Source organism: Candidatus Poriferisodalis sp. (assembly GCF_965262965.1).
GTDB lineage: Bacteria > Actinomycetota > Acidimicrobiia > Acidimicrobiales > Poriferisodalaceae > Poriferisodalis.
On sequence record NZ_OZ253573.1, the window covers coordinates 2,134,550 to 2,148,595 of the forward strand.

Genomic DNA, 14,046 nt, shown 5'->3' on the forward strand with positions numbered 1-14,046 from the left:
AGTATCGCGAACCGGAGCTGCAGGCGCGCCGCTCGCTGCCCCTCAGGATCCTAGGACGCTTCGGTGTCGAACGACCCCAGCTCCACCTCGATCGTCTGCCGGCTGCCGTCAGTGCCGACGACCACCATCTCGGCGCTGTCACCGGGCACCAGCGCCAGGATCTCGTTCACAAGATCGAGGCTGCTCGTGATCTCGGTGCCGTTGAACTCCACGATGATCTCGCCGCGCCCGATGCCGGCGAGGTCGGCAGCCTCGCCCTCGTCGACGCCGACCACGAGCGCACCCTGCGTGATGCCGGCGGGCACCTCGATGTCGGCGAGCTCGTCGGCCGGATCGGGCCCCGGCTCGACGCTCTCAGGTCCAGAGTCGCCCAAGCCCTCGATGGGATCGTCGGTGACGGGGTCGTCGGAGTTGTCGGCGAGGAAGTCCTCGACGGAGATGATCCGAACGCCGAGGTACGCCTTGGCCTTGACGACGCCTTCGAGGAGCAGGTCGATGATCGGGCGGGCGTGGTCGATCGAGATGGCGAACCCGATGCCCTCGACACGTCCGCCGGCGATCGCAGTATTGACCCCGATGACCTCTCCGGCGGCATTCACCAGCGGACCCCCAGAGTTGCCCAGATTGATGGCTGCATCTGTTTGGATGAGGCGTACTAGCCGAGTGTCGTCTTCGAGCTCGATGGAGCGTTCGAGCCCCGAAACGATGCCCCTCGTGACCGTCGGCTCGCCGATGATGCCGATGGCGTTCCCGATCGCGATTACCTCATCGCCGACTTCGACGCCGTCGCTGGAGCCGAGCTTGACCGTGGGCAGGCCGTCGGCCTCGACCTGGAGCACCGCAAGATCGCGCGTCGGATCGACGGCGATGACCTCGGCGGTCATCTGCGCACCGCCGAAGAAGCGCACCTCGATGGTCTCGGCGTCAGCAACCACGTGCGCGTTGGTGACGATGCGTCCCTGCGGTGTCACGACGAAGCCCGAACCGCCTCCCTCGCCGTCGGCGGTCGTGATGCGCACGATGACGACAGCTTCTTGCACCGCTTCGAGCACGGCCTTCACGTTGATCTGCTGCAGGCGATTGCCCAGCGGCGCGCCGGGTTCGCCCGACTCGCCGCGGAGCAGTCGATCCCAGTAGGCGAAGTCGGCCTCGGTAAGTACCGGCGGGGTGCCGACGACATCGTCAGCAGCAAGGGGTGCTTCGTCGGCTGCGGCGAGCAGTCGTGCGAGCTCTGACCTGAGCAGCTCGTCGCTTATCGTCCCGTCCAGGATCGGCCGCGATTGTGCATCGGGCGAACCAGCGTCGGCGATCTCAGCATCGCCCCCCGTCGCCTGGTCTCCCAATTCGGCTTGTTCGACACCGGACGCAGCGACCTCCACCGCAGTTGACGGTGAGGTGCCGATGGGCGCCGACGTAGCCGAGACAGCGCTTGGCGACGCGGTGACCGACTCTGACGTGCCGTTGCCGTCGTCGCCGCTCAGGGCCACCAGCAGAATGACGCCCGTCACCACAGCACCGACGATCGCCCCGACCGCGCTCGCAATGGCAGTCAGCAGGCATCCCGGACGGGCCAGCGGCTCGCGGGCGATCTTCGCCGGCGACTCGTCAACCATCCCAGTCGCCAGATCCGGCGCTTGGGTTGGAGCCGTCGGTTCGTCGTCCCCTTCCGGCTCGGCAGGGGTGCTCGGGTTGGGATCGGTGGCGGCCATCAGCGGATGGCGAGGCGTTCGGCGGCGCTTGCCGACAGGAAGTCGACCGAGTCGCGGAACACACTCGTGTCGGTCTCCTGCGCGTCAGCCATGGCGCCGTGCAGATACCGGTTCAGCACACCTTCGGATATAGCAGCCAATCGCCAGTATGAGAACGCGCGGTAGTACTCGACGCCGGACACATCGCGGCCCGATGCATCGCAGTACCAGTCGAGCATCTGGGTGCGCGAAGCGAAACCGCCGGCTTGGGTCGGCGCGGAGGAGCCCGCAGACGGCTCGTCGGGCGACACCCAGTTGTTCATGAGGAAGCCCACATCTGCGAGCGGGTCGCCGAGGGTGCACAGCTCCCAGTCGAGCACGGCGACGATCCCCCAGTGCCCATTCGGACGGGCACCAGTCGGACGGGCACCAGTCAGCATGTTCCCCAACCGGTAGTCGCCGTGAACGATCGCGGCCCCGATCTGGTCGGGCTTGCGGGCCGCCAGAACGGCTGCGACCTCGTCCATGATCGGGAGCTCTCGCGTCTTGGACTGCTCCCATTGGCGGGTCCAGCGCCGCAGCTGGCGCCCCAGATAGTCCTCGCGCCGACCGAGGTCGCCCAAGCCGACATCGTCAGGCTCGATGGCGTGCAGTTCGGCCAGCACATCGGCCACGCGGCGGCTGAGCGGCATGCGCTCGGCGTCGGGCACCAGCGCGGACTCGTCCGCCGAGTGCAGCACTGCGCCTTCCTCGTAGCTCATGACATAGAACGGCGCATCGTTGACTTCGGGGTCTTCGCAGAGTGCGATCGTGGCCGGCACGGGAACATCGGTGAGCCCGACGCCGGAGATGATCTTGTGCTCGCGGCCCATGTCGTGCGCAGTGGCAAGCACATGACCCAGCGGCGGCCGCCGCAGTACCACCGAGTTGCCGTCGGCGCAGTGCACCCGGTAGGTCAGGTTGGAACGGCCGCCCGCAATCAGCTCGAACCGCAAGGGCGCAGCGGCCTGCGGGACATTCTGCGCGAACCATGCGCTGACGGAGACTGCGTTGATGCCCGCCGGCACCTCGACGGTCTCTGTGTCCGCTGACACGCCGGCGAACCGCTAGCTGCCGTAGGTGTAGAAGCCCCGGCCGGTCTTGCGACCCAGCAGCCCGGCGTCGCACATGCGGCTGAGCATCGGAGGCGGTGCATAGAGCTGCTCGCGGAATTCCTCGTACAGCGACTCGGCCACGGCCATGGTGGTGTCGAGCCCGATGAGGTCGCACAGCGCGAGCGGGCCCATCGGGTGGTTGCAGCCCAGCACCATGCCGGCATCGATGTCCTCGGTGGACGCGAAGCCTGACTCCAACATTCGCACCCCAGACAGGATGTACGGGATCAGCAGGGCGTTGACCACGAAGCCGGCCCGGTCCCCGCTGTTCACCACCCGCTTGCCCAGCCGATCCGTTGCGAACGCCCGGCACTTCGCGGCAGTTTCCTCACCTGTCAGCAGCGACGAGATCACCTCGACGAGGCCCATGACAGGCACGGGGTTGAAGAAATGCATGCCGATGACTTGCTGCGGCCGGTCGGTGGCCATGGCCAGCTTCATGATCGGGATGGCTGACGTGTTCGACGCCATCACCGCGTTCGGGTCCACCACCACTTTCGACAGATGCTCGAAGACGTCGAGCTTGGCGGCCTCGGACTCGATGATCGCCTCAATGACGAACTCACGGTCGGCCATGTCGCCGAGGTCCTCAGAGAACGACATGGCGCCGAGCGCGGCCTCGCGCCCGGCCTCGTCCAGCTTCCCTGCATTGACGGCACGGTTCAAGCTGCGCTCGATGCGAGCCATGCCGGCCGCCAGCGCCTCGTCGTTGACTTCGACGACCTTGACGTCGCAACCGCTGCGAGCAGCCACCTCGGCGATGCCGGACCCCATCAGGCCGCAGCCCACCACCCCAATTTTCTCCATAGGCACGCCGGGCAATCTACCGGCCTGCCCTAATTCGCGGAGACCCGCGGCTGCTACTGGCTGCGAGCGGCGCGGGAGCGGTCGATTGCGTCGCGCACTGCGGCGACCACTTCCGCCGAGGAAGCGCCTGGAGTCAGCACCGCCGCCACACCGGCTTGCTGCATGGATTCGAGGTCGCCGTCGGGCACGATGCCGCCCAGGATCACCGGTATGTCAGCGCCAGCTTCGGCGAGGCCCGCAGTGACGAGCGGCACGAGCACCTCGTGGGCCCCCGACAGCATCGAGACGCCGATGGCGTCTACATCCTCATCGATCGCGGCCGCCACCACGCTCTGCGGTGTCTGGAACAGGCCCGTGTAGATGACCTCGAATCCGGCATCGCGCAACATGCGCGCTACGACCTTCACACCGCGGTCGTGCCCGTCGAGCCCGATCTTGGTGACCAGCACCCTGTCGGCAGGCTGGGACATGCGGCGACCCTACCGGCCGGGGTGTGCGGGCTGATCGGAGTCACCCGGGTACGGGATCGCCTCAGGCAGAGGGCCGGTGACGACTTCTTTGCTCACGCTGAGTCCCGCAGCCAGCCTGAACGCCGTCTCCCAGCCTGTCGGGCGAGCGCCGAGCTGGATGATGGCCATCTCGGTTTCGGCCTGCAGATCGGCAGTGTCGGGAGCGTCGAAGGCCTCGTGCCCGATCGCCCGAGCGAGGCGCACGACGGCCTGGCTGAGCCGGCTGTCGGTCTCGTCGATGATGTTGATGACCTGCTCGAAGGTGACCTCCATCGCGGGACGATCTGCGTCGCGCGCGTGCGCCAGCGCCCTGGCCACGAGGGCCGTGCGCACATCGAGATAGGTGCCGGTGCCGCTGGCCATCGCAGCCCGGGACCGCTCCAGGGCCTCGGCGGTTCGACCCACCGAGACGTAGGCCATCGCCAAGCTGGAATTGAGGTAGGTGGACGGCAGGCCCTCTTCGACCGGCACGGCCTCGAGCGCGGCGACCGCATCCTCGGGACGTCCGAGCTGCAGCAGCGCCAGTCCCAGCGAGACCTCCAAGTCGAGCAAGCCGATGACCGCGGTCCGCTCGTTCGGTCCTGAGCGGACGGGCACCGGGGGCGCGGCGGTGCCGTCGAAGCCCGAACGGGCATCCCAGCCGGCCCGCAGCAGTTCTTCCATCGCCGACTCGGGGCTGCCCATCTGCACGGCAGCACCGGCACGAACGGCACGCGCAAAGCCCTCAAGCGGCCGCCCGGGCATGTCGGTCGCCCGCTGGAAGCACTCCGCGAGCACAGCGCGGCTGCGCTGCAGCTCGCCGACCGCTGCAAAGGACCGGCCCAGCAAACCCAGCGCCTGCACGACGCCGAAGTCGCTGTGCACCTGGCGGAAGACGTGCTCGGCTGCACGGGCACGGTCGACCGCGGCCAACGCTCGCCCAGACCACAGACCGAGTGACGCCAGCAGCAAGTCCATCATCGCCTCGGTGAAACGCTCGCCCCGCTCGTGCGCGATGCCATGCACCATGTGGGCCAGATCCTCGGCCTCGTCGCGCTGGCCGGCGTGGAATCGCAGGAAGGCCAGCAGACCTTGGGCGGTCGCTAGCCCGAGCATGTCGCCCAGCTCGCTGAAACGCTCGATGGCGGTGTGCAGCCGATCACCGGCCTCGGCGATCAGGCCTTGTTCGAACGACAGCCAGGCCAGATTCTGCAAGCACCACGCCGCACCTGTCTCGTCGCCGAGATGTCCGAAGGTGCCGTTCGCCTCGTTGATGTAGCGGTCGGCACGCCCGTAGTCGCCACCGCGCAGCGACGCGAGGCCCCGCAGCCGCAGCGTCTCGGCCGCTTCACGCACCTCGCCCATGGTGCGGAACTGATCCAGCGCGTCGGCCAGCAGCTTGTCGGCGGCAGCGTGGTCGTCCTCGGCGAGCGCGATCTCGCCCAGCACCCGCAGGCCGTGCGCTGCCGCGATGCGGTTTCCGTCGAGCGTTGCGAGCGCGCGGGCCAACTCCGCGTCGGCACGCGCGCCGTGCAGCTCGCCGAGGCGCAGGCGTGCGGCCGCTCGGCCCAGCGCCATGTCGATGAGACGCGGATCGGCGTCGCCCAGCAGCTCGATGGCGCGCTGGTAGAACTGGGCAGCCGCATAGTGACTGTCACGCGCGGCGGCCCACTCGCCGGCCCGCCCCAGCCACTCGATGGCGACCTCGGACATGCCGCTCTCGAAGGGGTCCTCGTCGTTGCGCTTGGGGGCAGTGCGACCAGGTCCGCCGATCTCGGCTGCGGCGGCGTCGGCTCGCCCGGCTTGATCGCCGGCGCCCAGCTCGACAGCAGAGGCGAAGTGATCCGCGATCACGCCGACCGATTCGCCGGACGGATCATCGCGATTCTGCGCCAGCCACAACGCGACATCGAGATGCCGCTCGGCTCGCGCCACCTTGGTGAGCATGCTGTAGGCCACGTCGCGCACCACATCGCTGCGGAAGGTCCACGAGTCGGTCTCGCTGGTGAGGATGTCCTTGTCCACGAGGCGCTGGAAGACACTGTCGCGAACCGAGTCGGCGTCATGGTCGAGCTCGGCCTCGACGTCGGGCGCTGTCAGTGCCAGCAGATCGGAGACCGAACCGCCGCCCCCGATGACCGATGCCGCGTCCACCAAGCGGCGCTCGGGAGCACTCAGCGCGTCGAGGCGCGCAGCCACCAGACCGCGCAGCGTGTGGGGCAGCTCCGCTATTGAGCGCTCTTCGTGGTCAGACCGCGCCCCCGGGCCGACAACGCCAGCTTCACGAAGCAGCACGCTGATCTCTTCGAGGAAGAACGGGTTGCCTCCGCTGCGTTCGTAGAGCTGCTCGGCGATGTGCGCGTGCACATTGGCCCCCAGCAGCTCGGCGACCAGCTCCGTCGTGGCTTCTCGGCTGAGCGGATCGAGGTTGAGCACGACCGTGCTGTGGCGGCCCGGAGGCACCTGCCAGCGTTGCTCGTCCACGGTCCAGCGGGCGGTCGTGATGACGACGAACGGCTGTGTCGCCAGCGACGCCAGCAGTTGCTCGAGCAACAACAGCAACCGCTCGTCGGCCCAATGGACGTCGCTGAGCAGCAGCACGACTGGCCGTCGGCGGGCGAGGGCTCCGAGGAACCGGCGCAGCGATCGCAAGGTGGCTTCGGCACGCCACTCGATCTCAGCGGCGTCGCCCGTGCCGACGCGGCCCAGCACCGCCAGCACGACATCGGTGATCTCATCGATCTCCTCATAGCTCCCTGCTGCGAATGAGTCTGGCTCGGAGAAATCGGCGGACTGCGGCTGCAGCACGTCGGCCACCAGTGACGAGATTCGTCGGGTCGCGACCACCGTGGAATCGTTGCTGCCGACGCCTGCAGCACTTGCGATGGCATCGCCGATGCAGCGCAGTGGATTTGTCTCGTCGTAGGGCAGCGCCATGCTTTCGAGCACGATCGCGCCGTGGCGCGCTTCGGCTTCCGCGGCCGCCTCGCGCGCGAGACGGGTCTTGCCCATGCCGGCCTCGGCGACGATCTGGACCAGCTGGGCGCGGCGGCGAGCGACAGAAGTGTCGAGGGCGGATTGCAGCAGCGCGTACTCCAGATCGCGTCCGACCAGCGGCGACAGCGACGCACTGCGGCGACGACCCGGCGGTGCCAGCTCGCCGCTGGCGACAAACACCTCAACCGGCTCGTCACGTCCCCGCAGACCGATCTCGCCCCGGGGCGTGTACTCCACGACGCCCGACGTGGCAGCGTGTGTCGCTCCACCCACGAGCACCTCGCCGGCTTCCGCGATTGTCTGCAGCCGGCTGGCGATATTGACGGTGTCGCCCATGGCGGTGTAGTCGCCACCGGCCGCCAGCGCGCCCACCAGCACTTCACCGGTATTGATGCCGATGCGCATCTGCAGGTCCAGCCCGCGCTCGGCGTTGAAGTCCTCCAGCGAACGTTGCATCCGGAACGCGGCCCGCAGCGTCCGCTCGGGATCGTCCTCGTGAGCGGTCGGCGCGCCGAACAGCGCCAGAATGGCGTCGCCGATGATCTTGTCAACCGTGCCGCCGAAAGCAGTGATGTCGGCCACGAGCCGTTGGAAGCACCGATCCACCATGTGCTTCAGCTCTTCAGGGTCAGCCGCCTCGCCCATCGAGGTGAATCCGACAAGGTCGCTGAACAGCACCGTGACGACACGGCGTTCCTCGGTCTGGACCAGCAGATTGCCGCAACTCGGGCAATAGCGCGCGCTCGGCGGCACTTCTGTGGCGCACACCGGGCAACTCATCACGACAGTGTAGAAACGGCCCGCCGCCGGGTCAGGTGTCGACGCTTCAAGACCCCACAGCCGACGAGTGCTATTCGTGCGCGATTGCTTCGAGGATGTTCATTCGGCCGGCGCGTCGGGCGGGCAGCACGGCCGCCAGCAGACCGGCCAGCCCGGCGACGGCCACATAGATCACGAGTGAGCCGACAGGTACGTCCACGTCAGTCACGAACGAGTCGGGCAACGCCAGGGCGGCTGCGATGCCCAGCACCACACCGACCACGACGCCGAGCAGCCCGCCGAAGGTCGCCACGATGGCGGCCTCCCACCGCACCGTCCGCCGGAGCTGGCGCCGGGTCATGCCCACGGCGCGCAGCAAGCCGATCTCGCGGGTCCGCTCGAACACCGACAGCGCCAGCGTGTTGGTGATGCCCACCAGCGCGATCACCAATGCAAGGCCCAACAGCCCGGTAATCGTGGCGAGGAACGAATCCAGCAGTTGCTCCTGGCTCTCGCGGAATTCCACCCGGTTCTCCGCCTTGAGGCCTGGGTAGGCCGCCATCACCTTTTCCACCTCAACGCGGCTGCGTTCGAGCAGATCGCCGCGGCGCTGGGCCAGTGCCTCAGTACTCAGCTCGGGAAAGTTCTCCGCCGTCAGCTCGCGCATGCCCGCGACCGTCACGCTCACAAACCGAACGTCGCGACGCCCGAAGTGCTCGTCCCACAGGACGTTGTCGATGACCCAGTTGCCGTAGATGACCGCGTCGGTGTAGATCGCTACCACCGTGAGCGTGTCGGTCTCGTTGTCGGGGAAGGTCGCTTCCAGCGTGTCTCCGACGGCGACACCCAGATCCCCAGCAGGATCGACATGCAGCGCCACGCTGGTGCGCGGGTCCGAGCCGGCGAAGCCGCCAGAGACGACGTTGCCGTCGAGGTGTTCCTCGACCACGTCGAAGTCGGTGGTGACGATGTCGCGGCTCACACCATCGACGTTCATGCCGCCGAACGCGACGCGCAGCGAGATGGTGCTGTCAATGACGTCCAGCACATCGAGGTCGTCCGCCACCTGGGCGGAGAAGCCGGCCGTCGGATCGAAGCCGGCTTGCTCGGTCTGTACGAAGTAGTCGGACCGCACGGCGTCGGACAGCGTCTCGACCACGGTCTTGCGCACCGATGCGCCAACGACCGCAGCGATCGACACCAGCGCCAAGCCGATCATGAGCGCACCCGCGGTCGATGCGGTGCGGCGGGGACTGCGCGCTGCGTTCTCGCGGGCGAGCTTGCCCGGAACGCCGAACAGCGCCTGAATGGGTCGGCCGAGCCCTCGGGCGACCGGACGGGCGATCACTGGGCTGGCGATGTTGATGCCGACAAAGGTGACAAGCGCGCCGACGCCGGTCAGCGCGAGCACGGGTTCGGTATCGAGGTCGGCGAACATGCCCAGCGCCAGGCAGACGAGACCGATACCTGTGACGGCGCTGCCCAGGACCATTCGGCGACGCAGCCCGCCCGTATCGATGCGGTAGTCGTGCGCCAGCGCGGCAACCGGCGCGATCCGCCGCGAGCGCACAGCGGGAACGATCGAGGCTGCCATCGTGACGCCGAATCCGATGACGATCGCCAGCACGAGCGTGCGAGGGCGCAGCGCCAGCGGCCCCGCAGGCAGCGAGAACCCGCCTGCACGGATCACGGCGCGCATGACGACGCTGAGCACCATGCCGCCGGCAATGCCGATGGCGGTGCTGATGAAGCCCACCAGCGTCGACTCGATGACGATCGAGCGCGACACCTGTTGGGGCGTCACCCCGATCGCTCGCCACAGCCCGATCTCGCGCACCCGCTGGCTGACGATGATCTGGAACGTGTTGTTGATGATGAATGCCGACACGAACACCGCGATGAACGCGAACACCAGCAGGATCGCGCTGAAGATGTCGACGGCGCTGTCGAACTGGTCCTGCTGTTCCTGTGCGGTGACCTCCCGGGTGATGACTTCGAACCGGTCTGGTGGGAACTGGTCCGGTTGGCTCGCCAGCAATGCCTCAATCGACGAGCGAACTTCTTCGAGGCCAGCTCCGGCGTCGACCCCGATGCGGATCTCGGCGACTTCGTCGGAGAAACCCAGGAACCGCTGCGCCGTGCCCAGCTCGAACACCGACATCGTCTGACCGAGGCTCGTGTTGGATTCCGGCGAGCCGAAGTTGAACACGCCCACCAGCCGGAATGGCTCCGCGCTGAGCGGGCCGTGGACGTCGTAGATCCTCCCGACTACCAGGTCGTTCCGCTCGACGGTCGTTGCATCCACGACGAACTCGCCGGAGCCAGCCGGCTCGCGCCCCTCGATGACGTAGAGGTTCTGCGGCGAGAAGCTGAGTCCGAGCGCTGGCGGACCTTGGGGCCGGATGGACTCCCCCTCATCGTCGATGATGACGACGTTGAGCGCCGCGACGTTGCCGACAGCCTCGGCCACGCCGTCGACTGCGGCAATATCTGCCAACAGCGAGTCGGGCACCGTCGCACGGTCGGCCTCGTTGCCGATGTCCTGGAACGCCCGCACCGTCAGGTCGGTCTCGCCGGCGATGTCCTGGGCCAGATCGCCGAACGCAGATCGCAGGCTGTCGGTCAGCACGAACGTCCCGACCACGAACATGACGCCCATGACCACCGACAGCGTGGTCAGGACAAAGCGGATCTTCTTCTCGAACAGGTTCCGCAGGGCGAGCTTCAGCACTGCTTCACCGTTCCCTGCCCAGCATTGCCAGCGTCGCTCGTCGGTGCCCTATTCGTCCGCAATGGCGGCGAGCACGTTCATCTTGCTCGCTCGGAACGCGGGGAACAGCGCTGCGATGAGCCCGAACAACAGTGAGAGCACCAGGAAAACCACCAGCCACACAATCGGCACTGCCACGGTGCCGATGATGTCGTCGGGAATCGCGGCGATCGTGGCGATGCCGAATGCCAAGCCGAGGACCAGGCCGACAAGCGCCCCGTACAGGGCGACCGCGACGGCTTCCCATCGAATCATGCGTCGCAGCTGGCGGCCGGTCATGCCGACGGCGCGCATCAAACCGATCTCACGGGTCCGCTCGAACACCGACAGCGTCAGCGTGTTGACGATGCCGATCAGCGCGATGAGGAGCGCGAATCCCAAGAACACCGTGGAAATCACGAGCACCGTGTCGAGGTTCGACTCGATGCCGGCCTGGAATTCCTGACGGTCGTCAACGTCGGCCTGCGGGTAGTTCTCGAGCACCCGGTCGACCGCTGCGCGGGCAGCTTCGGGATCGTCGATCGTGGTCGCCACCAGCAAGATGTCGTCGAACGCTGTCGTCGACACCTCCGCGTACAACGACTGGTCGATGATCCAGTTGCTCCACAGTGCATTCCGGGTGAAGACGGCCTCCACCGAGACCACCCGCTCATCACCGCTCACGAATCCCAGTACCACCTCGTCGCCGATGTCGAGGCCGTAGTCGGCAGCAGCATCTTCATGGATCAGCAAGCCCGCTGCGGGGTCGAATCCGCCGAGCGAGCCGGCGGTGATGTCGAGGTCGGCGACCTCGGCCAGTCCTGCCACGTGGACCGCCGTCACATCGGTGATGAGCTCGGTGACGATCCCGTCGACGTCACTCAGTCCCGCAAGCTCCACCCGGTCAAAATCGAATCCGACGACCGTGCCGAGGCCTGCTGCACGAAGATCGGAACCCGCTGGCTTGGGCAGACCGGCTTGGGTGTTGGCGGTGATGACGAAGTCGGCCGTCACTGCCGTGCTGAATCGCTCGCCGAACGACACCTTCAGCGACTCAGCCATCACTGCGACCATCGTCACCAGCGACAGGCCAATCGTCAGAGCGACCGCCGTGGCCGCCGTGCGCCGAGGATTGCGCATCGCATTGTTGCGTGCGAGCTGGCCGGGTGTGCCGAACCTCCAGGGCAACGGCCGGGAAATGGCCCCCACGATGGCTCCGGCAACCATCGGGCTGAGCACGGCCACAGCAATGAAGACGATCGCGCCGCCGGCGGCGAGGGTGATCAGCTGGGGTGTGGCACTGTCGAAGTCGCCGAACAGTGCCAAACCGGTGAGCGCCAGGCCCGCTGCAAGGAACAGCCCCCCGACGACGGGGCGCATCACGCCGCCCTGCCGGGATGTGCTGGCGTATTCCTCCTGCAGGCCGGCCATCGGCGAGATGCGCGACGCCTTGATTGCGGGTACCAGCGAAGCCGCCACGGTGAAGCCGACGCCGACGACGGCTGCCCAGATCACCGTGCGGGCACTGAGCGGCAACGAGCCCGACGGCAGCCCTTCGGCGAACGTCGAGAAGATTGCACGTATCCCCAGCGCGCCTGCCATGCCCAGTCCGAGGCCAACGACCGATGCGACGACGCCGATGGCGAACGACTCGGTCAGCACCGAGCGGCGCACCTGCCGCGGCGTCGCACCGACGGCCCGCAGCAGCGACAGCTCACGAACCCGCTGTCCCAGCACGATGTTGAACGTGTTCGAGATGATGAACGCGCTGACGAACAGCACCACAAAGGCGAACGCCAGAAGGATTGTCTGCAGCGGCCCGATGAAGGTCTCGAAGGCGTCGCTGAACTCTTCGGTGGCGTCGGAGGCGCTGATGATCTCAACCCCGTCGGGCAACACGGCAGCGAGCTGCTGTTCGACCGCTGCAAGGTCTGCTCCTGGTTCGACGCGCACGCCGATCTGGTCGAATTCGTCGCCGTAGCCGAGGACTTCCTGCGCCGTCTCTTTGTCGAAGAGCGAGAACGTCGCGCCGGCGCCCGCATTGTCGGGAAAGCCGAACTGAATCGTGCCGGTCAGCGTGAACGTGCGAGGTCCGGTCGGCGTGATGACCTCGTAGTCGCCGCCGAGCTCGAAGTCGTAGTCGGCGACGGTGCCCGCATCGAGCGCAAATTCCGTGATCCCGACCGGTTTCTCACCGGTGATCAGGAAGTACTGGGAGATCTCGTCGTCGACGGTCCAGTTCGAACCAGCAACAGGCGCCCCGAACGAGGTGACCGCTTTGCCGCTGCCGTCGACGGGGATGACGCCGTCCACGAAGAAGCCGCCTTCTGCCGCGGCCACGCCGTCGACGGCGAGAACGCGTTCAACCAGACTCTCGGGCACGGGCGGCGCGATGCCCTCGGTGAGGTCACCGAAGGCCAGCTGTCCCCGGATCGTGAACTCTGTGCCGGTGTTGATGTCCTCGGCGAGATCGCCGAACGTGCCACGCAGCGAATCGGCAGTCACGAACGCGGCGACGACGAACGCAACGCCGATGGTGATGGTGCTCGCGGTGAGCGCGAACCGGATCTTGTTGGCCAGAAGCGACTTCAGGCCCAGGCGCAGCATGGCGACAGCTCGTCTCGTTGAACGCCGGTCAGGCGCCGAGCTGGTTCATGTGTGCGCGGATGCGCTCCGGTGTCGGGTCGGCGAGCTCGTCCACGATCTTGCCGTCGACGAGGAACACCACCCGGTCGGCGTAGGAAGCGGACACCGCGTCGTGGGTGACCATCACCACGGTCTGACCCATCTCGGTCACGGCCCGCTTCACAAAGCTCAGGATTTCCGCGCTGGTGTTGGAATCGAGGTTGCCGGTCGGCTCGTCAGCGAAGATGATCTGCGGCCGCCCGGCCAGTGCCCGTGCCACCGCGACGCGCTGCTGCTGGCCACCTGACAGTTCATTGGGACGGTGGCGCACCCGATCGGCCAGACCCGTGGCGTCGACGACCTCGTCGATCCAGTCGCCGTCGCCTTTGGCACCGGCAAGGTCCATCGGCAACGTGATGTTCTCGATCGCAGACAGGGTCGGCACCAGGTTGAACGCCTGGAAGACGAACCCGACGGCGTCACGACGCAGCAGCGTCAGATCGCGCTCGGACAGCTGCGACAGATCGACATCGCCGATGAACACCTGACCCGAGGTGACCGTGTCGAGTCCGGCCATGCAGTGCATCAGCGTGGACTTGCCCGAGCCCGACGGACCCATGATCGCCGTGAAGCGGCCTTGTTCGAACGTCACATCGATGGCGTCGAGGGCGTGCACGGTGGTGTCACCCGAGCCATAGATCTTCGATGCCGCAACGGCGCGGGCCGCGGCGTGAATGGGCGGAGCTTGCACAGACACTGAGCCTCCAGAAGGTCACCAG

The 14,046-nt window shown here is 67.2% G+C and carries 8 protein-coding genes; all 8 read right to left on the reverse strand.

Going from position 1 to position 14,046, the window contains the following annotated elements; genetic code table 11:
* Nucleotides 1-50 precede the first annotated feature (50 nt).
* Complete coding sequence (locus tag ACQY5K_RS10235) at nucleotides 51-1,709, reverse strand: S1C family serine protease (protein ID WP_428114761.1); 1,659 nt, start codon at nucleotides 1,707-1,709, stop codon at nucleotides 51-53.
* Entirely contained in the window at nucleotides 1,709-2,782 is a 1,074-nt protein-coding gene (locus tag ACQY5K_RS10240) for a phosphotransferase family protein (RefSeq protein ID WP_428114764.1), read from the reverse strand. Before ACQY5K_RS10240 ends, ACQY5K_RS10235 begins: the two co-directional genes overlap by 1 nt.
* Before the next feature lie 12 nt (nucleotides 2,783-2,794).
* Nucleotides 2,795-3,649, reverse strand: coding sequence for a 3-hydroxybutyryl-CoA dehydrogenase (locus ACQY5K_RS10245; RefSeq protein WP_420443155.1), 855 nt, complete (start codon nucleotides 3,647-3,649; stop codon nucleotides 2,795-2,797).
* Between the two features lie 53 nt (nucleotides 3,650-3,702).
* A complete protein-coding gene (locus tag ACQY5K_RS10250) occupies nucleotides 3,703-4,119 on the reverse strand; it encodes a cobalamin B12-binding domain-containing protein (protein WP_419921908.1) in 417 nt (138 codons plus the stop codon).
* A 9-nt stretch (nucleotides 4,120-4,128) separates the two neighbouring features.
* Complete coding sequence (locus ACQY5K_RS10255; RefSeq protein WP_428114767.1) at nucleotides 4,129-7,914, reverse strand: adenylate/guanylate cyclase domain-containing protein; 3,786 nt, start codon at nucleotides 7,912-7,914, stop codon at nucleotides 4,129-4,131.
* 70 nt (nucleotides 7,915-7,984) lie between these two features.
* The gene (locus tag ACQY5K_RS10260) at nucleotides 7,985-10,624 is read right to left on the reverse strand and encodes an ABC transporter permease (RefSeq protein WP_428114769.1); all 2,640 of its coding nucleotides are present in this window, start codon (nucleotides 10,622-10,624) and stop codon (nucleotides 7,985-7,987) included.
* A gap of 48 nt (nucleotides 10,625-10,672) precedes the next feature.
* The gene (locus ACQY5K_RS10265) at nucleotides 10,673-13,249 is read right to left on the reverse strand and encodes an ABC transporter permease (protein WP_428114771.1); all 2,577 of its coding nucleotides are present in this window, start codon (nucleotides 13,247-13,249) and stop codon (nucleotides 10,673-10,675) included.
* 28 nt (nucleotides 13,250-13,277) lie between these two features.
* On the reverse strand, nucleotides 13,278-14,018 hold the full coding sequence (locus ACQY5K_RS10270) for an ABC transporter ATP-binding protein (protein ID WP_428114773.1): 741 nt from the start codon (nucleotides 14,016-14,018) through the stop codon (nucleotides 13,278-13,280).
* Nucleotides 14,019-14,046: the final 28 nt, after the last annotated feature.

Coding starts and splice junctions, on each gene's coding strand:
- ACQY5K_RS10235 (WP_428114761.1), bottom strand. CDS start 1,709: ATGGCCGCCACCGATCCCAACCCGAGCACCCCTGCCGAGCCGGAAGGG.
- ACQY5K_RS10245 (WP_420443155.1), bottom strand. CDS start 3,649: ATGGAGAAAATTGGGGTGGTGGGCTGCGGCCTGATGGGGTCCGGCATC.
- ACQY5K_RS10250 (WP_419921908.1), bottom strand. CDS start 4,119: ATGTCCCAGCCTGCCGACAGGGTGCTGGTCACCAAGATCGGGCTCGAC.
- ACQY5K_RS10255 (WP_428114767.1), bottom strand. CDS start 7,914: ATGAGTTGCCCGGTGTGCGCCACAGAAGTGCCGCCGAGCGCGCGCTAT.
- ACQY5K_RS10265 (WP_428114771.1), bottom strand. CDS start 13,249: ATGCTGCGCCTGGGCCTGAAGTCGCTTCTGGCCAACAAGATCCGGTTC.